Here is a 26383-nt window from a genome sequence, read left to right on the forward strand (position 1 = left end):
TCATCAGGCGCGCAGCGAGTCGATATCCACCACGAAGCGGTACTTCACGTCGCTTTTCAGCATGCGTTCATAGGCCTCATTAATTTGCTGCATCGGGATCAGCTCGATATCCGACGTGATGCCGTGCTGCCCGCAGAAGTCCAGCATCTCTTGCGTTTCCGCGATGCCGCCGATCAGCGAACCGGCGATGCGGCGGCGCTTCATGATCAGGTTGAACACCTGCGGTGACGGATGATCGTGCTCCGGCGCGCCGACCAGCGTCAGGGTGCCGTCGCGGCGCAGCAAGTTGAGGAACGGGTTCAGATCGTGCTGAGCCGCTACCGTGTTGAGGATGAAGTCGAAGCTGTTGACGTGCTGCGCCATCTCATCCGGGTTGCGCGAAATCACCACTTCATGGGCGCCGAGGCGCTTGGCGTCTTCGATTTTCGACGGCGAGGTGGTGAACAGCACCACATGCGCGCCCATCGCCCGCGCCAGTTTGACGCCCATGTGCCCCAGCCCGCCGAGCCCGACGATGCCGACCTTTTTGCCTGGCCCCGCGCCCCACTGGCGCAGCGGCGAATAGGTGGTGATGCCGGCGCACAGCAGCGGCGCGACGCCGGCCGGATCGAGGTTTTCCGGCACGCGCAGCACGAAGTCCTGATCCACCACCAGATTGGTGGAGTAGCCGCCGTAGGTCACGGCGCCGGTGTGGCGATCCTGGCCGTTATAGGTGCCGGTAAAACCGTTCTCGCAATACTGTTCCAGCCCCTCATCGCAGCTCGGGCAGCTGCGGCAGGAATCCACCATGCAACCGACGCCGACCAGATCGCCGATCCGGTAACGCGAGACATGGTCGCCGACGGCGCTAACGCGGCCGACGATTTCGTGGCCCGGCACCACCGGGTAAATCGTATTGCTCCATTCATTGCGCGCCTGGTGCAGATCCGAGTGGCAGACGCCGCAGAACAACACCTGAATCTGCACATCGTGGTCGCGCAGGGCGCGCGGCTGGTAATCGAAAGGCACCAGCGCAGACTTCGCGTCATGCGCGGCATAGGCATGGGTAATGTTCATGGTCGCTCCAGTTATCAATGTAGGGGGGACAACGTTTGACCGGCAGCGAAGTGCTGGCGAGACGCGGCCTGAATCAGACAGGGCGGCCGCCGAGGGAACATTGATGATAGAAGCGGTGAGCGCGGAGGGAAATGCCTGAAAATGTCGAAATCTTGCCTGTTTCTGTTCGATTGCGGGGAAACGGGGCAGCGTGCGGACCGCCTGAACGACGGCCCGCACGCCGGCGACATTACTGGTTCAACAGCGGCTTCAGGAAGCGTGCAGTGTGCGATTTCTCGCAGTCGGCGACCGTTTCCGGCGTGCCGGCGACCAGGATCTCGCCGCCGCCGCTGCCGCCTTCCGGCCCCAGATCGACGATCCAGTCGGCGGTCTTGATCACATCCAGGTTATGCTCGATGACCACGATGGTGTTGCCCTGATCGCGCAACTGGTGCAGCACCGCCAACAGCTGTTGGATATCGGCGAAGTGCAGACCGGTGGTCGGTTCGTCGAGGATATACAGCGTCTGGCCGGTGCCGCGTTTAGACAGCTCGCGCGCCAGCTTGACGCGCTGTGCCTCCCCGCCGGAGAGCGTGGTGGCCGACTGGCCGAGGCGGATGTAGGACAGGCCGACATCCATCAGGGTCTGCAGCTTGCGCGCCAGCGCCGGCACCGCGTCGAAGAAATCGCGCGCTTCTTCGATGGTCATCTCCAGCACTTCGTGGATGCTCTTGCCCTTGTACTTCACTTCCAGCGTTTCGCGGTTATAACGCTTGCCCTTGCACTGGTCGCACGGCACGTAGATGTCCGGCAGGAAGTGCATCTCGACCTTGATCACCCCGTCGCCCTGGCAGGCTTCACAGCGCCCGCCCTTGACGTTGAAGCTGAAGCGACCCGGCGTGTAACCGCGGCTGCGCGATTCCGGCACGCCGGCGAACAGCTCGCGCACCGGGGTGAAGATGCCGGTGTAGGTGGCCGGGTTGGAGCGCGGTGTGCGGCCGATCGGGCTCTGATCGATGTCGATCACCTTGTCGAAATGCTCCAGGCCGGTCACTTCGCGGAACGGCGCCGGTTCGGCGATGGTGGCGCCGTTGAGCTGGCGCTGGGCTATCGGGAACAGCGTATCGTTGATCAGCGTCGATTTGCCGGAGCCGGACACGCCGGTGATGCAGGTAAACAGACCGACCGGCAGCGTCAGCGTCACGTCTTTCAGGTTGTTGCCGCGCGCGCCGCTCAGCTTCAGCACCTTGGTCGGATCGGCCTGCACGCGCTGCGCCGGAATGGCGATCTCGCGTTTACCGCTGAGGAACTGGCCGGTCAGCGATTCCGGCTGCGCCATGATGTCGTCGACGGTGCCTTCCGCCACCACCTGGCCGCCGTGCACGCCGGCGCCGGGGCCGATGTCGATCACATGGTCGGCGGCGCGGATGGCGTCTTCGTCATGCTCCACCACGATCACCGTGTTGCCGAGGTTGCGCAGGTGGATCAGCGTTTCCAGCAGGCGTTCGTTGTCGCGTTGGTGCAGGCCGATCGACGGCTCATCCAGTACGTACATCACGCCCACCAGGCCGGCGCCGATCTGGCTGGCGAGGCGGATACGCTGCGCTTCGCCGCCGGAGAGCGTTTCCGCCGAGCGAGACAGTGACAGGTAGTTCAGGCCGACGTTCACCAGGAATTTCAGGCGGTCGCCGATCTCTTTCAGCACTTTCTCGGCGATTTTGGCGCGCTGGCCGCTGAGCTTCATGTTCTGGAAGAAGGTCATCGCATGGCCGATGCTCAGATCGGAGATCTCCGGCAGCGTGGTGTCTTCGACAAACACGTTGCGCGCTTCTTCACGCAGGCGAGTGCCGTGGCACGAGGCGCAAGGGCGGTTGCTGATGAACTTCGCCAGCTCTTCGCGCACCGCGCTGGACTCGGTCTCTTTATAGCGGCGCTCCATGTTGTGCAGCACGCCTTCGAACGGATGGCGGCGCACGGTGGTATCACCGCGATCGTTGATGTATTTGAACTCGATAGACTCTTTGCCGGAGCCGCTCAGCACCGCCTTCTGCACGTTGGCGCTCAGGGTGTTGAATGGTGCTTCGACGTCGAACTCATAGTGCTCCGCCAGCGAGCGCAGCATCTGGAAGTAATAGAAGTTGCGGCGATCCCAGCCGCGGATCGCGCCGCCGGCCAGCGACAGCTCGGGGTTCTGCACCACGCGATCCGGATCGAAGAACTGCTGCACGCCCAGGCCGTCGCAGGTCGGGCAGGCGCCGGCCGGGTTGTTGAAGGAAAACAGGCGCGGTTCCAGCTCGCGCATGCTGTAGCCGCAGATCGGGCAGGCGAAGTTGGCGGAGAACAGCAGCTCGTCCGCTTTTTCGTCGTCCATATCCGCCACCACTGCGGTGCCGCCGGACAGCTCCAGCGCGGTTTCGAACGATTCGGCCAGGCGCTGCGCCATGTCGTCGCGCACCTTGAAGCGATCGACCACCACTTCGATGGTGTGTTTCTTCTGCAGCTCCAGCTTCGGCGGATCGGACAGATCGCACACTTCGCCGTCGATGCGCGCGCGGATATAGCCCTGGGCGGCCAGGTTTTCCAGCGTTTTGGTGTGCTCGCCCTTGCGGTCTTTCACCACCGGCGCCAGCAGCATCAGGCGCTTGCCTTCCGGCTGGCTCAGCACGTTGTCGACCATCTGGCTGACGGTCTGCGCCGCCAGCGGAACATGGTGATCCGGGCAGCGCGGCTCGCCGACGCGGGCGAACAGCAGGCGCAGGTAGTCGTGGATCTCGGTAATGGTGCCGACCGTGGAGCGCGGGTTGTGCGAGGTGGATTTCTGCTCGATGGAGATCGCCGGCGACAGGCCTTCGATATGATCGACGTCCGGTTTTTCCATCAGCGACAGGAACTGGCGCGCATAGGCAGAGAGTGATTCGACATAGCGCCGCTGCCCTTCGGCATACAGCGTATCGAAAGCCAGCGAAGACTTGCCGGAACCGGACAGGCCGGTGACGACGATCAGTTTGTCACGCGGGATGATCAGGTTGATGTTTTTCAGATTATGGGTTCGAGCACCACGAACTTCGATATTGTCCATTTACACTTCCCGTCTTGATGATACACCGCGCCTGTCGCGATTTTTGCGGGGGATTTTGTGATGGATCTCGCAAAAAACCGGCACAGCCTGGTCGAAACGCATAATTATGACACAAAAAAACCTGAATGAATATCCAGTATGCGAATGCAACAAGGTCGATCGAAAAGACAATTCTGGAATGCAATTCGCACTTATCAACACGGGTGTGGTTTCGTACTCAGCGTGGTAAACTGACGCGTTTATACTGTGTAGAAATCAATCATCGGGAGAAGTGCTCATGGCCAGCAGAGGCGTAAACAAAGTAATTCTGGTCGGGAATCTGGGTCAGGATCCAGAAGTCCGTTACATGCCGAACGGCGGCGCAGTGGCCAACATTACCCTGGCGACCTCCGAAAGCTGGCGTGACAAGGCGACCGGCGAACAGAAAGAGAAGACCGAGTGGCACCGCGTCGTGCTGTTCGGCAAACTGGCCGAAGTGGCGGGGGAATACCTGCGTAAAGGCTCTCAGGTCTACATCGAAGGCTCCCTGCAGACCCGTAAATGGCAGGATCAGAGCGGCCAGGATCGCTACACCACCGAGATCGTGGTTAACGTCGGCGGCACCATGCAGATGCTGGGCGGCCGTCAGGGCGGCGGCGCACCGGCCGGTCAATCTGCCGGTGGCCAGGGCGGTTGGGGCCAACCTCAGCAGCCACAGGGCGGCAACCAGTTCAGCGGCGGCCAGCAGCAGTCTCGCCCGGCGCAGAACAGCGCACCGGCGACCAGCAACGAACCACCAATGGATTTCGACGACGATATTCCGTTCTAAGCCTGGCGACAGCGCTAAAAAAACCCCGCTCAGGCGGGGTTTTTTGTGTTCGTTAGCCGCTGATTTTCTGCGGCGGTGTCGCCAATCAGTAAATTGCTACCGGGTTGATATTGACCTGGGTTGAACCGACATACAGCGGTTGCCCCAGTACGAACAGGAATTCCCAGGTTTTCGTGCGCACCAGCGGGCGGCTGTCGATCAGCTCCAGGTTATAGACGCCGCGTTTGGCCAGCAGGTACTGGTTGACCGGGAACTCTTCGTCATTTTTCGGGTTAGGGTAAACTTCGGAGGCCCAGGTATCACCGCCGAAGGCCACGATGCCTTGGTCGGCCAACCATTTCGCCGCTTCCATGCCGATGCCCGGTTCAACTTCCAGGAACTTTTTATTGTCTTTGCCAATCAGCTCCAGCCAGCCGGTGTTGAACAAGACAACGTCGCCTTTGCGTAAACTGATGCCCTGCTTTTTAAGCACCGCTTGAATATCCGCAACGGAAAATTCGGTGCCGCCCGGAACGATCGCTTTATTATAATAAGCCGTCATATCGAGTACGACGCCGCGTGTGACCATGGGCGGCACTTTTTCCACGCCCAATTTTTTTACGCCATCTACGGTGACGAAATCCGCCGCCTTATTGCCGTTATAATAAACATTGTCGATGCCGATATGGCCAATGCCATTCAACTGAGTGCCGACGCCGGTCCAGGCATTCACCAATTCATCATTAAAGGTGAATTTATTTGGGCCAAGCGTTTTACCATCCTGTTGACCAGGCTGAATATTATATAAGCGGAAGCTGCGGTGGCGGAACGCTGGGAAATCTTTATCGACGGGCACCGCCAATGGCAATGTCTTGCCTTGTTTTACCAACTGCACGGACTGTAATACGACCTCAGGCGTGAGCAGGTTGGCCGCGCCGATTTCGTCTTTTGCGCCGTAAACGGAAGGATACCAGTCTGACGACTGCGCGGCGGATTCTGCGGCGTGCGTGGGCACTGCGGCCAGCAAGGGCAGCAAGAGGGAGAGGCGATACAATGATTTCATCAGTGACTCATCCTTATAACGGAGTATTGCAGGGCGAATGAAAGTGAGCCTCCGGAAATTGGCGGCGTGAGGCCGCCGAATAATAACCGGTGAGGGAACGGCTCATTTTTTCTGTGTACTGGGTATGCCAGCGTGATTTTTAAAAAGGCGCCCGGCGATGATTTCCTTAATCATGCGGCAATGAATAACGCCGTATGCACGGCGTTATCGCTAAACGCATTATTTTTTCAGTTCTGCACTCATAGTGACGAAATTGCCCATGTAGGCGCTGGTAATTTTGTAGCCGCTTGCGCCGGCTTCTTGCGCTTTTTTAGCGATGAGGGCTTCGGTGGAATCCAGTGTTCTGCCGGTTGCGGTCACGCTTTCTGCCGCGGCGTTAAACGACAGCATGGAAAACAGAGCGAGTGAAATAACGGTGGTCATGGTTTTCATATCTTTATCCTGTGTTCGAAGGTTCGAAAAATAAGGGTGTCCGGTACGACACGATGGAGCGAAGGATAAAGACGTCGGGCTGGTGAATAAATAACAGAATCGTCAATAAACTATTCCATTTTTGCGCATAAACTAATTCTATTATTGTCTTTCAAGGCCGAATATGCCGTGCGAGGTGAGAAGCGGTCGTCGGGGAGCGAATGAAAAAAAAAGCCCCTTGCGGGGCTTTGAGCGCTACGCCGAGAAGCCGCCGTCGATGCTCAGACTGGCGCCGGTGATATAACCCGCCTGCGGGCCCGCCAGGTAGGCGACGAAACCGGCGATTTCTTCATCTTTGCCGTAACGGCCGATCGCCATCAGCTGCTTGAGCTGATCGGCGAACTCGCCGGCGTCCGGGTTCATTTCGGTGTCCACCGGGCCGGGCTGCACGTTATTGACGGTGATGCCGCGTGGGCCGAGATCGCGCGCCATGCCCTTGGTCAACCCGACCAGCGCCGATTTGCTCATCGCGTACACCGCCGCGCCGCCGAACGGCACGCGCTCGGCGTTGGTGCTGCCGATGTGGATGATACGGCCGCCGTCGTTCATGTGGCGCGCCGCCTCCTGGCTGGCGACGAATACGCTGCGTACGTTGACCGCCAGCATGCGATCCAGGTCGTCCAGCGCCAGTTCCTCGGTGCTGCCCAGCGTAAATACCCCGGCGTTGTTCACCAGAATATCCAGGTTGCCGAAGTGACTCACCGCCTGGCGAACCGCCTGCTGCAGCGCCGCAGCATCGGCGCTGTCGGCCTTGATGGCGAGGGCTTTGCCGCCGGCGGCGGTAACGGCGCTCGCCACCGCTTCGGCGCGATCGGCCGAGGCGGCGTAGGTAAAGGCGACGGCGGCGCCCTCGCTCGCCAAGCGTTTCACGATGGCGGCGCCGATGCCGCGGGAACCGCCCTGAACGAATGCGACTTTGCCTTGCAGTGGGAGTGCTGTGGTCATGTTATTTCTCCAGAGTGGATGAGGGTAAAGTGTCGGCATTCAGTATCGGAGATCGCTTGCACGGCCACTAGCCACAAAGAGCTATAATCAGTTAAAACCATTAGTTTAAAATCCATAAGGAAAAAGCATGCTGGGACATCTGGAGTGCTTCGTCAGCAGCGCGGAAAACGGCAGTTTCTCCGCCGCCGGCCGCAAGCTGGGCCTCAGCCCGGCGGCGGTGAGCAAGAATGTCACCCGGCTGGAAGCGGTGGTTGGCGTGCGGCTGTTTCAGCGCAATACCCGCAAGCTGATCCTCACCGAGGCGGGGGAGCGTTTTCTCGGCGAGGTGAGCGGCGGATTGCAATCGATCCAGTGCGCATTGAAAGGGCTGAGCAGCGGCGGCGGCGCGGCGGCCGGCGGGCTGAAGGTCAGTATGGGTACCGCCTTCGGCCTGCACTTCGTGTTGCCGATGCTGCCGATGTTTTTGACGCAGTACCCGGCGATTGTACCGGACTGGCATTTCGACAATCGCCAGGTGGATCTGATCGGTGAGAACTTTGACGCTGCGCTGGGCGGCGGCATCGAGTTGGCGCAGGGGATGATTGCTCGCGAGCTGGCGCCCGCGCATGGCGTATTGGTCGCTTCGGCAGAATACTTGCGGCAGCGGCCGCCGTTGACGGAGCCGGAGCAACTGGCGCAACACGCCGGGATTTTCATCCGTTCGCCGCAGACCGGGCGCATTCGCCACCAGCCGCTGCGAAATGCCCAGAATGAGCAGCGTGCGCCGGGGATGACGGTCAGCATGACGGTCAATGAACCGGAAGCGGCGGCGCGGGCGGCGGAAATGGGATTGGGCATCGCGCTGATCGGCATGCCGAATGCGGCGCCTTATCTGGAAAGCGGCCGTCTGGTGCGGGTTCTGCCGGGCTGGTATGTCGATCGCGGCAGCGTGTATCTCTATTTTCCCACCACCAAATTCTTACCGACCAAAACCCGGGTGTTCGTCGATTTCATCACCGAACAGTTCCGCCTGCAGGAGTTGGCGGCGCGCTTTGACGCCCGCTAAAACGAGAAAAGCCCCTTGCGGGGCTTCTTTCTTCCGTCGGTTGGCTGTCCGACGATCAGTTGAAGATTTCTGCGGTGCCGTACAGTTTGTTCTGACCACCGGCGGCGACGATGCGGTAGGCGCTGGCGCCCGACGCGGCGGCTTTGCTGGCCAGTTCGCTTTCCAGCGCGCTCAGGTTAGCGGCGCCGCTCACGGTGACGACGCCGATCTTCTGGGCGTCTGCAGCAGGTTGGCTGGAAGGCAGGTCAGCGGCGAAGGTAGCGAAAGAAGCGGTAGCCAGCAGCGCAGCGGTAGCAAAAATTTTGACGTTTTTCATGATGCGTTCCTCAGAGTGTTTGTTAGGTGAGAGCCCGTTGTCTCTCGATGTGTTAAATACTAGTGCACCGGATGTGAATAAAAAATCGGAGAGTTTTGAGTATCTCTGTCAAATAAATTGATTATTTTTCATCCGCTGGCGCGGGGCAACAATCGCCACTACCCTTTACAGACGATCCTTAACCGGAGAAGCGTCATGACGATGAATGCGTTTATCGGCAGTTGGGCGTTGGTGTCGTCGGCGTTCAAAAACCAGAACGGCGAGCTCAATTACCCGCTGGGCGAGCAGGTGTTGGGGCGCATCCACTATGAGGCCAACGGCACGATGGCGGCGCAGCTATACAGCGCCGTGCGGCCGCGTTTTGTCGCCGACGATTTGACGCAGGGATCCGAGCGGGAGATCCATGCCGCCTTCATCAATATGATTTGCTACTTCGGCCGTTATCAGGTGGAAGAAAGTGAGCAACGGGTGGTGCATCAGGTTGAAGGCTGCTCGTTCCCCAATTGGATAGGCAGCCGTCAGGTACGTTTTTACGCCTTTAACGCCGATCGGCTGACGTTGCGCACGGTGCCGCTGCAGCTCGGCAACGGCGTGCAGGTTGGCGAACTGGTGTGGCAGCGGACAGGAGCGTCGTCATGATCATCGTTCATCATCTCAATCACTCGCGGTCGCAGCGCATTCTGTGGTTTCTGGAAGAGCTGGGCGTGCCCTATCAGGTGCAACGCTACGAGCGCGATCCCAACACCATGCTGGCGCCGCCGGCGCTGAAAAAGATCCACCCGTTGGGCAAATCGCCGGTGATCGTCGATGGCGATCTGACACTGGCGGAATCCGGCGCCATTATCGAATACTTGCAGGAAGCCTACGACGCACAGGGCATGTTTATGCCAACCGACTTCCACGCGCGTCAGCAATACCGCTACTGGCTGCACTACGCCGAAGGATCGCTGATGCCGCTGTTGGTGATGAAGCTGGTGTTCAGCCGTCTCGGCCAGCCGCCGATCCCCTGGCTGCTGCGGCCGGTGGCCGGCGCGATCGGCAAAGGCGTGCAGCGGGAATACCTCGACAAGCAGATCGCGCCGCACTGCGAATTCCTCGAACAGCACCTGAATAAGGGCAGTTGGTTCGTTGGCAACGACTTCAGCGCGGCGGATATTCAGATGAGCTTCCCGCTGGAGGCGATGGCGGCGCGCGGCGCGTTGGATGATTGCCCGAAACTGCGCGGCTTCCTGCAGCGCATTCACGCCCGGCCCGCCTACCAGCGGGCATTGGAGCAGGGCGGCCCTTACGACCTGCTGAGTTAAGCGGATGGGCTATACTCGATGGGGTCATTCTTCATCGGAGGTAGCCCATGGCTACGCAAATCTTCGTTAACCTGCCCGTACGCGATCTGCCCGCCTCAATGGCGTTTTTCACCCAGCTCGGCTTCAGCTTCAACCCGCAATTTACCGACGATACCGCCGCCTGCATGGTGGTCAGCGACACGATTTACGTGATGCTGCTGACCCACGACAAATTCAGGATGTTTACCCCGAACCCGATCGGCGACGCCAAGCAGGCCACCGAAGTGTTGGTGTGCCTGTCGCAACCCAGCCGGGCGGCGGTGGACGAACTGGTGCGCAAGGCGATCGCCGGCGGCGGCAATACCTATCATCCGCCGCGGGACTATGGCGTGATGTACGGCCACGGATTTCAGGACCTGGACGGCCATATCTGGGAATTGATGTATATGGATCCCGCGGCGGTGCAGGCGCAATAAGCTCGCCGTGAAGCAGGTCGGCAGGGGCGCCGGATCGCCCCGTCTTTTCGCGCAGAAGCCATTCCCGCCGTTTTCTGCATAAATTGCCGCGATCTTTAGTTGATTAGACGCTAGGGAAGGCAGGATAATCGTTTGCCTTGAATAAACCACCATAAATCACCCGTACCGCGCGCTGCGAGTTAAACGTTTGCCTGGGTGCGCATCGCCGTTGGCGGTGTGGCATAAGGGCAGGGATGCGGAACGTGACGTAAACGATTACGTGGCGATCGGGCGCGGGCGAGATTACAGGCCTGCTGTGACGGGCCGATTCATGAAACACAGGGGAAGTAACCTATGTCGAACTCTCAAGCGAACCACGCCGCAAAACCAACCGGCGGGCTTGATGGCTATTTTAAAATTTCCGCGCGCGGCAGCAGCGTGCGTCAGGAGGTGGTGGCGGGGCTGACCACCTTCCTGGCGATGGTGTACTCGGTGATCGTGGTGCCGAGCATGCTGGGCAAAGCGGGTTTCCCGCCGGCGGCGGTGTTTGTCTCCACCTGCCTGGTGGCCGGTCTGGGGTCGCTGTTGATGGGGCTGTGGGCTAACCTGCCGATGGCCATCGGCTGTGCGATCTCGTTGACCGCCTTTACCGCCTTCAGCCTGGTGCTGGGCCAGCACATCAGCATTCCGGTGGCGCTGGGCGCGGTGTTCCTGATGGGCGTGCTGTTTACCATTATCTCGGTCACCGGCATCCGCGCCTGGATCCTGCGCAACCTGCCGATGGGCGTGGCGCACGGCACCGGCATCGGCATCGGGCTGTTTCTGCTGCTGATCGCCGCCAACGGCGTCGGCCTGGTGGTGAAGAACCCGCTGGATGGCTTGCCGGTGGCGCTCGGCGCGTTCACCTCTTTCCCGGTCGTCATGACGCTGGTCGGCCTGGCGGTGATCTTCGGCCTGGAGAAACTGCGCGTGCCCGGCGGCATTCTGCTGGTGATCATCGCCATTTCCATCATCGGCCTGATCTTCGACCCGGCGGTGAAATACCAGGGGCTGTTCGCCATGCCGAGCCTGGCGGACGCTGACGGCAAATCGTTGATCTTCAGCCTGGATATCATGGGCGCATTGCAGCCGGTGGTGTTGCCGAGCGTGCTGGCGCTGGTGATGACCGCGGTGTTCGACGCCACCGGCACCATCCGCGCGGTGGCCGGGCAGGCCAACCTGCTGGATAAAGACGGGCAGATCATCAACGGCGGCAAGGCGCTGACCTCAGATTCCCTGAGCAGCATCTTCTCCGGCCTGGTGGGCGCCGCGCCCGCTGCGGTTTACATCGAGTCCGCCGCCGGCACCGCCGCGGGCGGCAAGACCGGCCTGACCGCCACCGTGGTCGGCATTCTGTTCCTGCTGATCCTGTTCCTGTCGCCGCTGGCCTATCTGGTGCCGGTTTACGCCACCGCGCCGGCGCTGATGTACGTCGGCCTGCTGATGCTGAGCAATGTCACCAAGCTGGACTTCAACGACTTCGTCGACGCGATGGCCGGCCTGCTGTGCGCCGTGTTCATCGTGCTGACCTGCAACATCGTCACCGGCATCATGCTGGGCTTCAGCTCGCTGGTCATCGGCCGCATCTTCTCCGGCGAATGGCGCAAGCTGAACATTGGCACCGTGCTGATCGCCGTGGCGCTGGTGGCGTTCTACGCCGGCGGCTGGGCGATTTAAGCCGCTTGGGTTTCCCTCGCCCGCCGGGCGGGGGAGCCTGTTACGGCAATTCCCTTCTTAAGATAAGTCTTCTTCTGCTCTGCACCGCGTTTTGAAAGGCACAACAAGCTTTAACGGCTGTAAAAAAAGTGATCTACTATCGTGACCAACGCAGGCCCTGAGCCGATGTCGTCTGAATCGTAGAGTCTAAGGAAAGCATGGAAATCTTTTTTACAATCCTCATTTTGATCCTGGTGGTCTCCCTGTCCGGGGTGGTGACGCGCATGTTGCCGTTCCAGGTGCCGCTGCCGCTGATGCAAATCGCCATCGGGGCCCTGCTGGCCTGGCCGCATTTCGGGCTGCACGTCGACTTTGATCCCGAACTGTTCCTGGTGCTGTTCATCCCGCCGCTGCTGTTTGCCGACGGCTGGAAAACGCCGACGCGCGAATTCCTGCATCACGGGCGTGAAATTCTCGGCCTGGCGCTGGTGCTGGTGCTGATCACCGTGGTCGGCGTCGGTTATCTGATCTACGCCATGGTGCCGGGCATTCCGCTGGTGGCGGCCTTCGCTCTGGCGGCGGTGCTGTCGCCGACGGATGCCGTGGCGCTGTCCGGCATCGTCGGCAAAGGGCGGATCCCCAAGCCGATCATGGGCGTGCTCGAGGGCGAGGCGCTGATGAACGACGCCTCCGGCCTGGTGTCGCTCAAGTTCGCCATCGCGGTGGCGATGGGCACCATGGTGTTCACCGTGGGCGGCGCGACCCTTGAATTCCTCAAAGTGGCGATCGGCGGCCTGCTGGCCGGCGTGGCGGTCACCTGGACCTACAGTAAATCGCTGCGGGTGATGAGCCGCTGGAGCGGCGACGATCCGGCGACCCAGATCGTGTTCCTGCTGCTGCTGCCGTTCGCGTCCTACCTGATCGCCGAACATATCGGCGTTTCCGGCATCCTGGCGGCGGTGGCGGCGGGGATGACCATCAGCCAGTCCGGCGTGATCCGCAACGCGCCGCTGGCGATGCGCCTGCGCGCCAACAGCGTCTGGGCGATGCTGGAATTCGTGTTCAACGGCATGGTGTTCATCATGTTGGGCCTGCAGCTGCCGGGCATTCTTGAAACCTCCATCCTGCAGGCGGAGCTGGATCCGACCATCCAGACCTGGTACCTGTTCGCCGACGTGGCCACCATCTACGCCGCGCTGTTGGTGCTGCGTTTCACCTGGCTGTGGGTGATGAAGAAGGCCAGCAACCGCTTTATGAAAAAGCGTCCGCTGCAGTTCGGCGATTACAGCACGCGTGAGCTGTGGGTGGCGTCGTTCGCCGGGGTGCGCGGGGCGATTACCCTGGCCGGTGTGCTGTCTATACCGCTGTTGCTGAGCGACGGCACCGCCTTCCCGGCGCGCTATCAGCTGGTGTTTATCGCCGCCGGGGTGATCCTGCTGTCGTTGATCGTCGGCGTGCTGGCGTTGCCGCTGCTGCTGCGCGGCGTGCAGGTCACCGACAAGAGCGCCAGCAAGCAGGAAGAGCGCATGGCGATCGCCATGGCGGCTGAAGTGGCGATTGAGAGCGTGAATAAAATGGAAGAGCGCCTGGTTGCCGATACCGAAGAAAACCTCGATCCGCAGGTGTTGAAAGAGGTCAGCTCGCGGGTGACGGGCATGCTGCGGCGGCGCATCGCGTCGAAAGACGATATCGAGAATGCGCTGGCGATGGAAAACCTCGAGCGACGTTTCCGCCTGACGGCGCTGCGCGCCGAGCGCGGCGAGCTGTATCACCTGCGCGCCACGCAGAAAATCAGCAACGAGACGCTGCAAAAACTGCTGCACGATCTCGACCTGCTCGAAGCGCTGCTGATCGAACGCGAAGGGTAAATCTCAGAAGAGGAATAAACGTTTTCCTCTTTATTTCTGTCCTGAAGGGCCGCCTGTGCGGCCCTTTTTTTGGTTACTTGAGCGGCGGCCAGTAGTCGCGGCAGCAGGCGATCCAGGCCTGCGCGCTGTGCGACAGGTAGCTGCCCTGGCGCCAGATCAGGCCGATTTTCCACTCCATGCGCGGCTCCAGCGGCAGCCAGACCAGGTTTTCCTTGTCCAGCCAGCGACAAACCGGCTCCGGCAGCATGGCGATGCCCACGCCGGCCTGCACCATCGAGGCGAGAAAGTCCCATTGGCCGCTGCGCACCGCGATTTGCGGTTCAAAGCCGGCCAGGCGAAACGCCTTCATCAGCATCTTGTACAGCGCAAAGTCTTCGTTATAAATCAGGATCGGGCTGTCGGCCAATTCGGCGATATTGATGCTGGTGCGGTTGAGCCACTGCGGCGTGCGCGGCGCCACCACGCACATCGGATGGCCCAGCAGCGGCAGAAAGGTCAGCGGCTGCGCCGAATCGAAGGGCAGCACCGTCATCGCCAGATCCAGTTCGCCGGACATCACCGCCTGTTCGACCGACAGCCCGCCCAGCTCGGAAATCTTTAATTCGATGCCGGGGTAGGTCTGGCGAAAGCGGCGGATCAGATCGGCGATCTGCCTGCCGACCATCGGCGGAATGCCCAGCCGCAGCACGCCCTTTTTCACCGAGCTGATGTCTTCCAGCTCCGCCTCCAACTGGCGGAACTCGTCGAGGATCGTCAGGCCGCGCTGGTACACCGCCTGGCCGCTGTCGGTCAGGCGCAGCTTGCGGCCTTCGCGGATCAGCAGCGTGCATTCCAGCTCTTCCTCCAGATGCCGCAGCATTTTGCTGATGGTGGGCTGGGTGACGAACAGTTTTTCCGCCGCGCGGGTGAAGCTTTGCTGGCGCACCACTTCAACGAAGTAGCGCAGGGTGCGGACATCCACGTTAGGGTTCTCCTTGGGGACGCTACCGGCGAGAAACTATTCCCGGACGGCATGATGTCGATAATTTTAATTCATTTCAGGCGTGGTTTCCCGGCTGCGTATACTGTAGGCCGTCAATTATTGTTTGAGGTCATCTTTCATGTCTCTGGCGTTACGCCGCGTTGCCCCCTCCCTGCTGACCCGTTTGCAGGTGCCGATTCAGGTGGCGTTGTATGCGGCGCTGTTCCTGATCGCCGATCGCCTGGTGCAACAATTCCACCTGCCGCTCCCCGCCAATATCGTCGGCATGCTGATGCTACTGGCGCTGATCCTGCTGCGCATTCTGCCGCTGAGCTGGGTCAAGGCCGGCTCCCGCTGGCTGCTGGCGGAAATGCTGCTGTTTTTCGTGCCGGCGGTGGTGGCGGTGGTCAACTATGCCCAGCTGCTGATGGTCGAGGGCTGGAAGATCTTTCTGGTGATCGCGGTCAGCACCATGCTGACGCTGGGCGCCACCGGGCTGGTGGTGGACAGGGTGTATCGGCTGGAGATTTGGCTGCAGCGGCGGAAGCAGCGCCATGAATGATTTTATCCTTAGCCTGGCCTGTTTTCTGGCGACGCTGGCGCTCTATTTCGCCAACAAAAAACTCTATCGCCGCCGCCGCACGTTGCTGCTGATGCCGCTGGTGCTGACGCCGATGATTCTGGTGTTGCTGCTGGTGGTCACCCACATCTCCTATCAGGACTACATCGGTGAAACCCACTGGCTGCTGTGGCTGCTGGGGCCGGCGACCATCGCCTTCGCGGTGCCGGTGTACGAGAACCTGCATATCATCCGTCGCCACTGGCTGTCGCTGACCGCCGGGGTAACGACCGCAGTGCTGGTGGCGGTGTACAGCTCGGTGTGGCTGGCGCGCCTGCTGACGCTGCCGGAAGAGGTGCAGCGCAGCCTGGCGGTGCGGTCGATCACCACGCCGTTCGCGCTGGAGGCCGCCAAGCAGATGGGGGGCCAACCGGACCTGGTGGCGTTGTTCGTGGTGATCACCGGGGTGTTCGGCATGGCGGTGGGAGACATTCTGTTTTTGCGGCTGGCTGTACGCAGCCGCCTGGCGAAAGGGGCCGGATTTGGCGCATCGTCGCACGGCGCCGGCACCGCCCGCGCCTATGAACTGGGGCCGCAGGAAGGCGTAGTGTCGAGTCTGGTGATGATGTTGGCCGGCATTATCACGGTGGTGGCCGCGCCACTGATCGGCCGGCTGATGTGGTAAGGAGGCGGTCTGCGGCGAACTGCGCCGCAGACCGTAGAGCGTCAAGGAAGGTTGCCTAGCATCGCCGGCGTGCGCGATGACTGTCGCAAGGCGCGTCCTATCTCCTCGTGGCTGAAGATAATGGAGTGATGATTGCAGGGCAACGGATGCACCTGCAGATGTTGACCGATTGCCGACAGGCCATTGTCGGCAATCGCCAGCAGTTCCCGCTCATCGCCCAGGCCGGTGATATTCAGATTTGCATCTTCGGTCGCCTTGAACAGCGTGATGCGTGCATGTTGCAACGGTGCGCTGAGCGTTTGTTTTGCCAATGCCAGCTCCGTCGGCTCTGCCTTTAAGGCCCGGTCGGCGGCCTCGCCGTCAATACCCAACATGGCCAGCATCGCCGCCAGCATGCCCGGCTCGCTGCGGATCTGGAATGGGGTTCGGTAGAAGGTATCAAGCAGGAACAGTTGGATATCGCGATAGCCCTGGCTTTCCAGTTGAGCGGCCATCTCCAGCGCGATCAGGCCCCCTAGCGACCAACCCAACAGACGGACGGGGCGCGCCGGCGACAGCCGCATATGGCCGAGATAATACGCCGCCAGCTCGCGTAGCGAAGTGATGTGCGGCTGTTGGAACAGGTTGTAATTGTTGATGCCTAACACATTGAAATCTTTCTCTAAGTAGTTCGCCAGATCGCGATAAACATCGCAACCGGTGACGGCAGGATGGACCATCCAAACGCTGTCGGGGGTGATGGCGTGGTTCAGGCGCTCTACCTGTTTAAAGGTAAAACTGGCCTGATTCAGACGGGTCAACAGCTGCTGCAGGGGTTCGGAGGTGGCTGGAGCCGTTGCGGGCACGCCGTCGGTGAGAATACGGGCCTGGCCGCGCAGCGTCGAGTGAGCAAACAGCGTTTTAATGCCTAACGAATGCCCGTGTCGCTTCAGTTTAACCAGCAGTTGAATGGCGTGCAGCGAATGGCCGCCCAGCGCGAAGAAATCATCGTCGCGGCCAATGCGCGTTGTGCCCAGCAGTTCGCTCCACAGTTCGGCCAACTGCTGTTCCTGCTCGCCTTGCGGGGCTTCATAAGCAGCGGTTTCCTGCATGTTGGCTGGTGCCGGTAACGCTTTGCGATCCAGCTTGCCGTTGGGCGACAGCGGAAAAGCATCCAGCCGGATAAAACAAGACGGCACCATAAAGTCCGGCAGGTGTTGCTGCAATTGCCGACGCCATTCGGCGGCGTCGGCCGTTTGCTCTGGGGCGATGACATAGGCGACCAGGCGCTTGCCGCCGCTTTCGTCTTCCCGTGCCAGAATGGCGGCGTCTTCAACCCCTGAACACTGTCTGAGCTGTTGCTCGATCTCGCCTAATTCAATGCGCAGGCCGTGGATTTTGACCTGGAAATCGTTTCTGCCCAGATACTCAATGTTGCCATCCGGCAGCCAGCGGGCCAGATCGCCGGTTTTATACAGGCGAGCCTGCGGCTCGGCGCTGAAAGGATCGGCGATAAATCGCTCGGCGCTCAGCGCCGCGCGGTTCAGATAACCACGGGCAACCTGAATACCACCGATATGCAATTCGCCGGCGATGCCAGGCGGTAACGGTTGCAGTTGGTCATCCAGAATATGGAGCTGGGTATTGGCGATCGGTTTACCGATCGGTACCAGTGGGCGAGGATCATCGGGCAGGCATTGCCAGCTGGAAACGTCTACGGCGGCTTCCGTCGGGCCGTAGAGATTGTGCAGTTCCGCCTGCGGCAACTGCTGCAGGCAGCGTTGTACCGTCGCGAGCGGCAATGCCTCGCCGCTGCACATAATGCGTTTCAGAGAGGCACACTGCGCCATATCGCCGTGGCGCAGAAACAGTTGCAGCATCGAGGGGACGAAATGCAGTGTGGTCACGCCGTGCTGCGCGATGCAGGCGCTGAGATAATCCGGTTCCTGGTGACCGCCCGGTTTGGCGATGGCCAGCCGGGCGCCGACCATCATCGGCCAGAAAAACTCCCAGACAGAGACGTCGAAGCTGAACGGCGTTTTCTGCAGCACGACATCATCCGGCGTCAGTGTATAAGCCTTTTGCATCCACAGGAGTCGGTTGATCACCCCGCGGTGTTCGTTCATTACCCCTTTGGGTTTCCCCGTCGAGCCGGAGGTGTAAATCACATAAGCCAGGCTGTGCTGTGGATCGGCGGCCAGCGGCGGCGGGTTGCCATCCGGCGCTTGCCGCCACAGATGGCTCTCACGCTGAAGATGCAATCGCGGCACGGCGATATCGCGCAGCGGGTGCAGCGCGTGTTCGCCGCCATCGTCGATCAGAACGAATCTGGCGCCGCAATCTTGCAGCATGTGGCGCAGGCGGTCTTGTGGATAGTCGGGATCGAGCGGTACATAGGCGGCGCCCGCCTTCAGGATGGCGTACAGGGCAATCACCATATCCGGGCTGCGGTTGACGCATACCGCGATGCGATCGTCAGGCTGTAATCCCTGCAGCCTGAGAAAGGCAGCCAATCGATTCGCCCGCAGATTCAGCTGTTGATAACTGATCTCGTGGTCCTCGTAGCACAGCGCCGGCGCTTCTGGCGTCAGCGCGGCCTGCCGTTCCAGGAATTGATGTACGCCTTGCGGCATGTCTGCCCATGTTTGTCGGGTTTCATTCCATTGATGGAAGATTTGCTGTCTTTCCTGCGGCAACAGCAGCGGTAACTGCCCCAGCGGCAGCGCCGGATCGCCGTCCAGTAGCGTGTTCAGCAGGTGCAGCATGCGGGCGGCGATGCGCTCACCGTCTTCCTGACTGAACCAGGCCTGATTGAGGTTGAACTCCAACAGCGGGTCGTCGCCCGGATGGTAATGGCGCAGGTAGACGCCGAGGGGCAGCTGTTCCTGACCGTGGTGCAGGTTTTCCACCTTGAACTGGCTGCCTTCCAGTTCGATGTCGGTCGGAAAAACCTCCAGAGAAAAGCTGATGTCGAACAGCTGGCGCCGCTCCTGCTGATGCAGGTTCAACTGGCGGTTGAGTTCGGCAATGGGAAAACGCTGGTGACGATAACACTGGCGCAGCTCGCTGCCGATTTGCCGCAGTAAGTGGCCGAAGGATTGCTGTGAATCGACCGTGATGCGCAGTGGGATCATCGAGGAAAACATGCCCAATGTTTGCTTATGTTCGGCGGTACTGCGGTTATGTACCGGCACGCCCAGCGTGAATTGATCGGTTTGCCAAATCCGGGCGAACCAGGTGGCCAGCAAAGCGCTAAAAAAATGCATTGCAGAACCGCCCTGCGCGGCGGCGTATTGTTCCAACTGTAGGAAACGCTCGCGTGGCAACCGCTTGATTATCTGATGGCTGGGGTAGGTTTGTTGCCCACAGTGATTTTGGCGGCGTTCCAGCATGGAGGGGGGCGCGTCGATGAAACGCTTCAACCAGAAATCACGATCGCGCTCGTAGCGTGGAGACTGCTGATAGGTGCGATCGCTGATGACGAAGTCTTGGTAACGCGAGTGGGGGGCTTCGTTTTTTATCCCTGCTTTTAATTGTTTATAGCGCTCCATGATCATTTTGCTCAGCAGGGAAATTGAGGTGCCGTCCGCGATCAGGTGATGGGAAGCAAGCAGCCATAGCGTGCTGGATCCGCTGACTTTGGCCAGGTGGCAGCGCCAAAGCAGGCTGTCATACAGTGAATAAGGCTGCAGGAATTGAGAACGAAGGTGTGTTTCTGCCAGGCTGATGGCATCTTGTCTGTGCGAAAAATCGTGGTAATGCAGGTCGATATAGGCCCGGTCGCAGGTTTCCTGGGTAATGCCTTGCGGCGTTTCTTTCAGCGTGGTTTGCAACGCATCATGTTGTTGCTGTATTTGCCGTATGGCTTCTTGAAACAGCGGTAGCGAAATCTCGCGCTCTACGCGCCATAAACACCCAACGTTATATAAGGGGATATCGGGGTTTAAAGATTGGTCTAGCCACACGGCTTGTTGCACGGTCGTCAGGGAATAAGCGGACACGGAACCACCTCCACAAATAAGGAATGAATCGAATTAAATAAAGTGAGTCGCAGCCAAGCACTCGAACATTATAAAAGGTGATTATTAAGTTGGCCTGTTTTCACATTAAATATTTTTAATGGTTTTATTTTATTATAATAAATGCAATGATTTTAGCGTTAATGATTTGTATTTTATTTATTTTTAAACTGGTTTTTTGCCATTGCTTTTGTGGCGTGTTAATCACGATTGACTGGCTTTTATTCGTGATATTAGTAAACGAAATCATGTAATTTATTGTTTTATTTGTGATTTTTTATTTTTGGCAAAAGGGGGGCGGAGCTGAGGCGGTTCGTAAGCGATAACGGAGTGGTATCTCAGCGGGCAAGTTCGGTTGCTTCTCTGCAAGAGATAACAGGCTGAATCATAAAAAATTATAAAGAATCTCTTATGTTGTATTATTATAAAAGAAATAATAATGAATAATAAGAAGTGAAGCTTATTGTGATTTCATGCATTTCTTTATTCGTAATTCTGCTGTTAACTTTCATAGGAGTATGACGTTTCAATTAAACTGCGATGAATGATCCGTTATTGGGCAATTAATGGATTAACTTTAATGAGATAATAAATGTGAAACGTTGATGCCGAGTGATACCCGAAATGAAAGACGCAACGAGAACCCTGTCTCGCTGCGGCTCGATCCTACGGGGAGGTAGCAGGTTAGCAGACGGCGGCTTTGACGAGTTCCACCACCAGCGGCGAAAGCTCGCCGCGCAGTGCAGCGCGTTCTGATTGGAACAGCGTGGCGACGTAAAAACGCCGCTCCGGCAGTTCGATGGCGCGCACGTCGCCTTCGGCATCGTGGCCGCTGATAATCAGCGGGAAGCGCTCAAGGTCGGCGACGAAGTCCGGAGCCACGCCAAAGTTGCAGTGGTAGCCTTCATGGGTGCTCAGGCTGCCGTAGGCCTGCGCGACGCGGGTGTCAGGCTGAAAAACGATGTCGCCGGTTTTTTCCACCAGCGAGCAGCTCAGCGGGGCGATCACCAACCGGCCACCGCTGTCGGTTTCCGCATGGCCGGCGTCGTGCCAGCCCATCACGTTGCGGGCGTACTCGATGATGGCGTACTGAAAGCCGCCGCAGGAACCGAGGAACGGCACGTCGTTTTCCCGCGCATGCCTGATCGCCATAAAGGCGCCGTCGTCGTGACAATATGGGCTGCCTGGCACCACCCAGATGGCATCGAAATCTTGCAGGACATCGGGGGAGGTCAGGGTTTCGGTCGGTAGCCACTGGGGCTGCACGTCGATGTCGAGATGGGCGGCGGTGAGCTGGAGCGCCACGGGGATGGCCTGATGGGCCACGGCTTGCGGGTTGTAATCACCGACCAGAGCAATGCGGACTTGAGCTTTCATCATTTCCTTTCCTGTGCGGGTAAAGAAGGAGATTACAGGAAAGCGACATGTTGAGCCGCAGATTTTTTAAACGCGGCGCACAAAAAAGCCCGGCGTCGGCCGGGCTGGAAAACGGGGCTCAGTACAGCGACGGCGCGCCGACTGGCCGGGTTTTGAAGCGGCGATGTAGCCACAGATATTGCTCCGGCGCCCGCATGATCTCTTTCTCGATCACTTTGTTCATATAAGCCGCCGCCGCCTGTTCGTCGCTGAGCGGGTAGTCTTCCAGGGCCGGCTGGATCAGCAGGTCGTAGCCGCGGCCGCCTTCACGGCGGATCAGCACCACCGGCACCAGCGCCGGGTTGGCCATGCGCGCCAGCATGAAGGTGCCGCTGGTGGTGGCGGCCTGATCGACGGCGAACAGCGGCGCGAATACGCTGCCGCGCGGGCCGTAATCTTGATCCGGCGCGAACCAGACCGCCTCACCGCGCTTGAGTGCGTGCACCATGCCGCGCAGATCCTTGCGATCGATCATCGCCTTGTTGGAGCGCATGCGGCCCTTGGTTTGCGCCCACTCCATCGCCTTGTTGTTGTGCGGGCGGTACATCGCCATCATCGGCTGGCACAGGCCCATTGCCCGGCCGCCCAGCTCAAGCGACATAAAGTGCACGCCGATCACCAGCACGCCGCGGTCGTCACGCTGCGCCATTTTGAGGTGGTTGATGCCGGAGACGTTAAACCAGCGCTTAACGCGTTTATCCGACCAGAACCAGGCCATGCCGGTTTCCAGCAGGCCCATGCCGAGGGACTCAAAGTTGCCCACTACTTTACGCTCGCGCTGCGCTTCGCCCATCTCGGGGAAGCACAGTTCGAGGTTGCGGCGGGTGATGGCGACGCGACGCTTAAGAAAGCGCATCGAGGTGCGCCCCATCCATACGCCAAGGCGGTTAAGCAGCGGGTAGGGGAGTTGCACCAGCAGGAACAACAGGGCCAGACCGAACCAGGTCAGCCAGTAGCGCGGGTGCAGCAAGGAAAGTTGAAATCTCTTTTGGCGTTTCATAGCAGCTCGTTTATGCGTTAGGGGGGTAGCAACCTGTAGCGCATAAAGGATCCACTCGATAGCGATACAACGACTCAGACACCCGGGGACGGCCAGGGTTTAGTCAGAATTCCATAATTGACTAAACATTTACATTCGAAGGGCGGTTTGCGCTGCTATCAGGCTTCGGAGGGATAGCTGTTGGCCAGCGGAGGCGGCTCTAGGAATGCGTATGTTAACACAGGGTACGGGGTTCAGAGGAAGAGAGGCATGCGAATATTCTCATTCGCATTGCCTCTGGATTGACGATTGGCGACGGTTTACAGGCTGGGGAGGATGATGGCGGCGAAAATGGCGGCGATCACCAGCCATTTCAGCAGGTAGTAACCGCGGCGATTACGCGCCTTCAGGCGCTGGCCGGCGTCGCGCACCGCGTTGACGTATTTGAAGATGCGGTTGATGCCGCCGGTGCGGTCCTGATCGTCGTTCGGCGAACTGGCCGCCGACATCAGCGTAGCGCCGACCCAGTGGTTGACCGCCTGCGCCCAGCGCCATTTCATTGGCCGCTCGACGTCGCAAAACAGAATGATGCGCGTCTGGTCGGTGGCGTTTTGCGCCCAGTGCACGTAGGTTTCGTCGAAGATCACCGCTTGGCCGTCGCGCCAGCTGTGCTGCTCGCCGTCCACTTCGATGAAGCAGCGATCGTCGTTAGGCGTCATCAGCCCCAGGTGGTAGCGCACCGAGCCGGCGTAAGGATCGCGGTGTTTACCCAAATGGCTGCCGGGCGGCAGCTCGGCGAACATCGCCGCCTTGACCGATGGGATGCGGTTGAGCAGCTCGACGGTTTTCGGGCACAGCGTTTGCGCCGAAGGGTGGCTGTCGCTGTACCATTTCAGATAGAAACGTTTCCAGCCGCGTTTGAAGAAGGTGTTGAAGCCGGCGTCGTTGTGCGACTGCGCCTTTTTGATGTGATCCTGCAAACGCACGGCTTCCTCGCGGATCACCTGCCAGTTGTCGGTCAGCGTTTGCAGCTCCGGGAAGCCTTTTTCGTCGAAATAGGGCTGTTTGGCGGGCAAACGCGAGAAACCGGTCATAAACATGTTGATCGGCCCCATAAACGTGGAGTGATCGAACAGCTGACGGGTAAGCTTTTGTTTCTCTTTGCCGCGGGAGTGTGCGTAGAGGAAGCTGATGATAAAAATGCCGATAATGATCGCGGCAACCATAGAATCCATCCCTGTTGGAGCTTGTTAAAAATTCGTACAAATTATAGTTTTATGACAGGAAAAATTTAACTTTTTCGTGCGCTTTCCCTGCGTGTGCTGCTTGTTGGCATAAAAAATCAATAAAATGATTTGTAATGAAATTTTATATCGATTTTTTTGGTTTTAGTCCTATTCTTAAATCGTTCAAGGGGTGTTTCATGCCATCTTGTTTCATGACGAATGGCACGTATCTGAGAAAAGAGGGACTTATGAAAAAATCAATCATTGCCTTGTCTGCACTGCTGCTCGCCTCCCCGGTGTTCGCTGCTGAAACCGCGACCGACACCGCCGCTCACGCCAGCAACGAAGTTGTCGCCGAGGCGCACAAAGGGGCGGATACCGCCAAAGAAAAGCTGCACCAGTCTCAGGACAAGGGTGAAGAGCTGAAGCTGAAAGCCAAGCATGCCGCCGAAGGCAAGAGCGACAGCGTCGGCAGCAAAGTGAGCGAAGGTTCGCAAAAGGCCTGGCACTCCACCAAACAGGGATCGGAGAAGGCTTGGGACAAGACCAAGCAAGGGGCGGAAAGCCTCAAGAACAAAGTGACCGAGTAAGGTCTCCGCTTTACCCCAAGGGCCGCGCTGCGGCCTTTTTTATTGCCTGCAATCCAGAGCCGATGCCCCGCTTTGTCGCCCCGATTAAAACGTGAGAGTATTCTCCATCTATTGGCTATTGGCGGCTCAATCGTAAGCAAGAAGGAAGCGCTATGAAATCCCACTGGATAAGGCGTTTATTGACACCCCCACCAGCCTGGACAGGCAGAGCATCGGTTATCTTGGGCCTGCTGGTGTTTGTGGTGTTGAGCGGGCTGGATAGCCTGGGCGTGGATTTGGACGGGTGGAAACGCTACGTGATGATCGCGGGCGTGGCGGGTATTTGCTATTTCTTTGCCGGATATATTGATAAGCGCATTCCGCGCAAATCCTCGCCAATGTAGGCACAAGTCAGAAAAAGAAAAAGGCGCTTATCAAATGAGATAAAGCGCCTTTTCAACACGTTAACTGACTAGTATCAGTTCATGCCGTATTTTTTCAGCTTCTTGCGCAGCGTGCCGCGGTTGATGCCCATCATCAGGGCTGCGCGGGTCTGGTTGCCACGGGTGTATTGCATCACCATGTCCAACAGTGGCTGTTCAACTTCAGCCAGTACCAGCTCATACAGGTCATTTACGTCTTGACCGTTCAGTTGAGCAAAATAGTTCTTCAGTGCTTGTTTAACCGAGTCACGCAGAGGCTTTTGAGTCACCTGATCTTGTGAGTTAACGGTAGAAACGGTCAGTACGTCAGAATTTACGCGTTGTTCGAACATAGTTCTGTCAGCTCTTTTTTTACGCTAAGATTTTCGAAATATGCCTCCAACGCCTCCAGCTGTTCGCTGGCATCCTCTATGGCGTTGAATGTGCGCCGAAACTGGTCATTCGGAGCGTGTTCCTGGAGATACCAGGACACGTGCTTACGAGCAATCCGGAATCCCTTGCCTTGGCCATAGAAGCCGTGCAATTCCCGAATGTGCCCAATCAACAAGCGCTTCACCTCGCCAAGCGGCAGCGGCGGCAGCAACTCCCCAGTGTCCAGATAATGCTGGATTTCCCGGAAGATCCAGGGTCTCCCCTGAGCAGCGCGGCCTATCATCAGGGCATCAGCCCCGGTGTAGTCGAGCACTGCTCTGGCTTTATGCGGGTCAGTAATATCCCCATTCGCGATAATCGGAATGGAAACACTCTGCTTAACTGCCCGAATGCTGTCGTATTCCGCGTCGCCGTTAAACAGACAGGCGCGGGTTCGGCCGTGAATCGTCAGGGCCTGAATACCACAGTCTTCGGCCAGTTGGGCAATCTCTACACAGTTACGGTGCTCTGGCGCCCAGCCGGTGCGAATCTTCAGCGTTACCGGCACATCCACTGCGTCAACCACCGCGTGGAGGATCCGTTTTACCAGATCCGGGTACTGCAACAAGGCGGACCCGGCAAGCTTCCGGTTCACTTTTTTGGCCGGGCATCCCATATTGATGTCGATGATCTGCGCGCCGCTGGCCACGTTGATACGCGCGGCGGCGGCCATATCATCAGGATCGCATCCGGCAATCTGCACGGAGCGGATCCCTGGTTCATCGCTATGCACCATACGCAGACGCGACTTATCCGTCCGCCACACCTCCGGGTTGGAGGAGAGCATTTCGGATACAGCCATCCCAGCACCCATTGCATGACAGAGGGTTCTGAACGGGCGATCTGTAATACCGGCCATCGGGGCCGCAATCAGGCAATTAGTAAGCTGGTGGTGTCCAATGCGCATAGACAAAGAGTGACCATACTGTGTCCGCAAGGGCGCGTATATTACGCATTTTTGCGCCGAGATGAAAGGCCAAACTTTAACCAATTGGCTCGCTATTAGGGCAAAAAATGCGCTGCACAGTGATTCATAAAAATATTGTATATATTTTACAATGAGTTGACGAAAAGTGCTTATTTTGTGTGCGGTA

General features: G+C 58.8%; 24 protein-coding genes. 11 read left to right on the forward strand and 13 right to left on the reverse strand.

The window, feature by feature from the left end; genetic code table 11:
* Positions 1-3: 3 nt before the first annotated feature.
* Positions 4-1056 (reverse strand): NAD(P)-dependent alcohol dehydrogenase, encoded by a 1053-nt coding sequence (locus tag MMS95_RS01655; RefSeq protein WP_004936787.1) that lies wholly within the window; start codon positions 1054-1056, stop codon positions 4-6.
* Between the two features lie 229 nt (positions 1057-1285).
* On the reverse strand, positions 1286-4114 hold the full coding sequence (gene uvrA, locus MMS95_RS01660; RefSeq protein ID WP_015379213.1) for an excinuclease ABC subunit UvrA: 2829 nt from the start codon (positions 4112-4114) through the stop codon (positions 1286-1288).
* Positions 4115-4391: 277 nt separating this feature from the next.
* Between uvrA and ssb1 the strand changes: the two genes are divergently transcribed.
* Positions 4392-4922: a single-stranded DNA-binding protein SSB1 gene (ssb1, locus tag MMS95_RS01665; RefSeq protein ID WP_004936793.1), complete on the forward strand. Its 531-nt coding sequence runs from the start codon at positions 4392-4394 to the stop codon at positions 4920-4922.
* Positions 4923-5007: 85 nt separating this feature from the next.
* Here the strand turns inward: ssb1 and MMS95_RS01670 are convergent, their stop codons facing one another.
* The 3 genes from MMS95_RS01670 to MMS95_RS01680 all read right to left on the reverse strand — a co-directional run bounded on the left by MMS95_RS01670 (position 5008) and on the right by MMS95_RS01680 (position 7380).
* Complete coding sequence (locus MMS95_RS01670; RefSeq protein WP_049189118.1) at positions 5008-5964, reverse strand: cyclase family protein; 957 nt, start codon at positions 5962-5964, stop codon at positions 5008-5010.
* A gap of 219 nt (positions 5965-6183) precedes the next feature.
* On the reverse strand, positions 6184-6396 hold the full coding sequence (locus MMS95_RS01675) for a DUF1471 domain-containing protein (RefSeq protein WP_004936800.1): 213 nt from the start codon (positions 6394-6396) through the stop codon (positions 6184-6186).
* A gap of 234 nt (positions 6397-6630) precedes the next feature.
* The gene (locus MMS95_RS01680; protein WP_088381956.1) at positions 6631-7380 is read right to left on the reverse strand and encodes a 3-oxoacyl-ACP reductase family protein; all 750 of its coding nucleotides are present in this window, start codon (positions 7378-7380) and stop codon (positions 6631-6633) included.
* Positions 7381-7507: 127 nt separating this feature from the next.
* Between MMS95_RS01680 and MMS95_RS01685 the strand changes: the two genes are divergently transcribed.
* Entirely contained in the window at positions 7508-8425 is a 918-nt protein-coding gene (locus MMS95_RS01685) for a LysR family transcriptional regulator (RefSeq protein ID WP_099982348.1), read from the forward strand.
* Positions 8426-8480: 55 nt separating this feature from the next.
* Here the strand turns inward: MMS95_RS01685 and MMS95_RS01690 are convergent, their stop codons facing one another.
* Positions 8481-8741 carry a YdgH/BhsA/McbA-like domain containing protein gene (locus tag MMS95_RS01690; RefSeq protein ID WP_004936809.1) on the reverse strand — a complete coding sequence of 87 codons (261 nt, stop codon included), beginning with the start codon at positions 8739-8741 and terminating at the stop codon, positions 8481-8483.
* Positions 8742-8936: 195 nt separating this feature from the next.
* Here MMS95_RS01690 and MMS95_RS01695 point away from each other — a divergent pair, with 195 nt between their 5' ends.
* The 5 genes from MMS95_RS01695 (at position 8937) to MMS95_RS01715 (ending at position 14042) form a co-directional block, all read left to right on the forward strand.
* Positions 8937-9380 (forward strand): lipocalin-like domain-containing protein, encoded by a 444-nt coding sequence (locus tag MMS95_RS01695; RefSeq protein ID WP_015379208.1) that lies wholly within the window; start codon positions 8937-8939, stop codon positions 9378-9380.
* Positions 9377-10045, forward strand: coding sequence for a glutathione S-transferase (locus tag MMS95_RS01700; protein ID WP_004936814.1), 669 nt, complete (start codon positions 9377-9379; stop codon positions 10043-10045). Before MMS95_RS01695 ends, MMS95_RS01700 begins: the two co-directional genes overlap by 4 nt.
* A gap of 47 nt (positions 10046-10092) precedes the next feature.
* Entirely contained in the window at positions 10093-10500 is a 408-nt protein-coding gene (locus MMS95_RS01705; RefSeq protein ID WP_015379207.1) for a glyoxalase/bleomycin resistance/extradiol dioxygenase family protein, read from the forward strand.
* A gap of 333 nt (positions 10501-10833) precedes the next feature.
* Positions 10834-12195: an NCS2 family permease gene (locus tag MMS95_RS01710; protein WP_004936819.1), complete on the forward strand. Its 1362-nt coding sequence runs from the start codon at positions 10834-10836 to the stop codon at positions 12193-12195.
* A gap of 197 nt (positions 12196-12392) precedes the next feature.
* Positions 12393-14042, forward strand: coding sequence for a Na+/H+ antiporter (locus MMS95_RS01715; protein WP_004936822.1), 1650 nt, complete (start codon positions 12393-12395; stop codon positions 14040-14042).
* 73 nt (positions 14043-14115) lie between these two features.
* Here MMS95_RS01715 and MMS95_RS01720 read toward each other — a convergent pair whose 3' ends face one another.
* Positions 14116-15003, reverse strand: coding sequence for a LysR family transcriptional regulator (locus MMS95_RS01720; RefSeq protein ID WP_004936826.1), 888 nt, complete (start codon positions 15001-15003; stop codon positions 14116-14118).
* A gap of 139 nt (positions 15004-15142) precedes the next feature.
* On the opposite strand from MMS95_RS01720, the gene MMS95_RS01725 reads away from it, so the two are divergent.
* Together MMS95_RS01725 and MMS95_RS01730 are read left to right on the forward strand one after the other, a co-directional pair.
* Positions 15143-15565 carry a CidA/LrgA family protein gene (locus MMS95_RS01725; protein WP_004936830.1) on the forward strand — a complete coding sequence of 141 codons (423 nt, stop codon included), beginning with the start codon at positions 15143-15145 and terminating at the stop codon, positions 15563-15565.
* Entirely contained in the window at positions 15558-16247 is a 690-nt protein-coding gene (locus tag MMS95_RS01730; RefSeq protein WP_004936833.1) for an LrgB family protein, read from the forward strand. Before MMS95_RS01725 ends, MMS95_RS01730 begins: the two co-directional genes overlap by 8 nt.
* Before the next feature lie 41 nt (positions 16248-16288).
* On the opposite strand, the gene MMS95_RS01735 is transcribed toward MMS95_RS01730, so the two are convergent.
* The 4 genes from MMS95_RS01735 to lpxO all read right to left on the reverse strand — a co-directional run bounded on the left by MMS95_RS01735 (position 16289) and on the right by lpxO (position 23866).
* Entirely contained in the window at positions 16289-20227 is a 3939-nt protein-coding gene (locus MMS95_RS01735) for an amino acid adenylation domain-containing protein (protein WP_242141344.1), read from the reverse strand.
* Positions 20228-20929: 702 nt separating this feature from the next.
* Complete coding sequence (locus MMS95_RS01740; RefSeq protein WP_171404461.1) at positions 20930-21625, reverse strand: CTP synthase; 696 nt, start codon at positions 21623-21625, stop codon at positions 20930-20932.
* 115 nt (positions 21626-21740) lie between these two features.
* Positions 21741-22661 (reverse strand): kdo(2)-lipid IV(A) palmitoleoyltransferase, encoded by a 921-nt coding sequence (gene lpxP, locus MMS95_RS01745; protein WP_242141345.1) that lies wholly within the window; start codon positions 22659-22661, stop codon positions 21741-21743.
* Positions 22662-22960: 299 nt separating this feature from the next.
* Positions 22961-23866, reverse strand: a complete 906-nt coding sequence (gene lpxO, locus MMS95_RS01750) for a lipid A hydroxylase LpxO (protein ID WP_004936848.1) — start codon at positions 23864-23866, stop codon at positions 22961-22963.
* A gap of 248 nt (positions 23867-24114) precedes the next feature.
* Here lpxO and MMS95_RS01755 point away from each other — a divergent pair, with 248 nt between their 5' ends.
* Together MMS95_RS01755 and MMS95_RS01760 are read left to right on the forward strand one after the other, a co-directional pair.
* Positions 24115-24456, forward strand: a complete 342-nt coding sequence (locus MMS95_RS01755) for a hypothetical protein (RefSeq protein ID WP_004936850.1) — start codon at positions 24115-24117, stop codon at positions 24454-24456.
* A gap of 152 nt (positions 24457-24608) precedes the next feature.
* Positions 24609-24839, forward strand: a complete 231-nt coding sequence (locus tag MMS95_RS01760; RefSeq protein ID WP_131165448.1) for a hypothetical protein — start codon at positions 24609-24611, stop codon at positions 24837-24839.
* Positions 24840-24913: 74 nt separating this feature from the next.
* Here the strand turns inward: MMS95_RS01760 and fis are convergent, their stop codons facing one another.
* Positions 24914-25210 carry a DNA-binding transcriptional regulator Fis gene (gene fis / locus MMS95_RS01765; RefSeq protein WP_000462905.1) on the reverse strand — a complete coding sequence of 99 codons (297 nt, stop codon included), beginning with the start codon at positions 25208-25210 and terminating at the stop codon, positions 24914-24916.
* On the reverse strand, positions 25192-26196 hold the full coding sequence (dusB, locus tag MMS95_RS01770) for a tRNA dihydrouridine synthase DusB (protein WP_004936856.1): 1005 nt from the start codon (positions 26194-26196) through the stop codon (positions 25192-25194). The genes fis and dusB overlap by 19 nt, the downstream gene beginning before the upstream one ends.
* Positions 26197-26383: the final 187 nt, after the last annotated feature.

The organism is Serratia sp. PGPR-27, from assembly GCF_022678525.1.
Classification (GTDB): Bacteria; Pseudomonadota; Gammaproteobacteria; order Enterobacterales; family Enterobacteriaceae; genus Serratia; species Serratia nematodiphila.

Bases quoted from the DNA above. Each gene is read 5' to 3' on its own strand.
- MMS95_RS01655 (WP_004936787.1), bottom strand. From the start codon at position 1,056: ATGAACATTACCCATGCCTATGCCGCGCATGACGCGAAGTCTGCGCTG.
- MMS95_RS01715 (WP_004936822.1), top strand. From the start codon at position 12,393: ATGGAAATCTTTTTTACAATCCTCATTTTGATCCTGGTGGTCTCCCTG.
- MMS95_RS01680 (WP_088381956.1), bottom strand. From the start codon at position 7,380: ATGACCACAGCACTCCCACTGCAAGGCAAAGTCGCATTCGTTCAGGGC.
- MMS95_RS01760 (WP_131165448.1), top strand. From the start codon at position 24,609: ATGAAATCCCACTGGATAAGGCGTTTATTGACACCCCCACCAGCCTGG.
- MMS95_RS01690 (WP_004936809.1), bottom strand. From the start codon at position 8,741: ATGAAAAACGTCAAAATTTTTGCTACCGCTGCGCTGCTGGCTACCGCT.
- ssb1 (WP_004936793.1), top strand. From the start codon at position 4,392: ATGGCCAGCAGAGGCGTAAACAAAGTAATTCTGGTCGGGAATCTGGGT.
- dusB (WP_004936856.1), bottom strand. From the start codon at position 26,196: ATGCGCATTGGACACCACCAGCTTACTAATTGCCTGATTGCGGCCCCG.
- MMS95_RS01730 (WP_004936833.1), top strand. From the start codon at position 15,558: ATGAATGATTTTATCCTTAGCCTGGCCTGTTTTCTGGCGACGCTGGCG.
- lpxP (WP_242141345.1), bottom strand. From the start codon at position 22,661: ATGAAACGCCAAAAGAGATTTCAACTTTCCTTGCTGCACCCGCGCTAC.
- uvrA (WP_015379213.1), bottom strand. From the start codon at position 4,114: ATGGACAATATCGAAGTTCGTGGTGCTCGAACCCATAATCTGAAAAAC.
- MMS95_RS01700 (WP_004936814.1), top strand. From the start codon at position 9,377: ATGATCATCGTTCATCATCTCAATCACTCGCGGTCGCAGCGCATTCTG.
- MMS95_RS01725 (WP_004936830.1), top strand. From the start codon at position 15,143: ATGTCTCTGGCGTTACGCCGCGTTGCCCCCTCCCTGCTGACCCGTTTG.
- MMS95_RS01740 (WP_171404461.1), bottom strand. From the start codon at position 21,625: ATGATGAAAGCTCAAGTCCGCATTGCTCTGGTCGGTGATTACAACCCG.
- lpxO (WP_004936848.1), bottom strand. From the start codon at position 23,866: ATGGTTGCCGCGATCATTATCGGCATTTTTATCATCAGCTTCCTCTAC.
- MMS95_RS01675 (WP_004936800.1), bottom strand. From the start codon at position 6,396: ATGAAAACCATGACCACCGTTATTTCACTCGCTCTGTTTTCCATGCTG.
- fis (WP_000462905.1), bottom strand. From the start codon at position 25,210: ATGTTCGAACAACGCGTAAATTCTGACGTACTGACCGTTTCTACCGTT.
- MMS95_RS01695 (WP_015379208.1), top strand. From the start codon at position 8,937: ATGACGATGAATGCGTTTATCGGCAGTTGGGCGTTGGTGTCGTCGGCG.
- MMS95_RS01685 (WP_099982348.1), top strand. From the start codon at position 7,508: ATGCTGGGACATCTGGAGTGCTTCGTCAGCAGCGCGGAAAACGGCAGT.
- MMS95_RS01705 (WP_015379207.1), top strand. From the start codon at position 10,093: ATGGCTACGCAAATCTTCGTTAACCTGCCCGTACGCGATCTGCCCGCC.
- MMS95_RS01710 (WP_004936819.1), top strand. From the start codon at position 10,834: ATGTCGAACTCTCAAGCGAACCACGCCGCAAAACCAACCGGCGGGCTT.
- MMS95_RS01670 (WP_049189118.1), bottom strand. From the start codon at position 5,964: ATGAAATCATTGTATCGCCTCTCCCTCTTGCTGCCCTTGCTGGCCGCA.
- MMS95_RS01755 (WP_004936850.1), top strand. From the start codon at position 24,115: ATGAAAAAATCAATCATTGCCTTGTCTGCACTGCTGCTCGCCTCCCCG.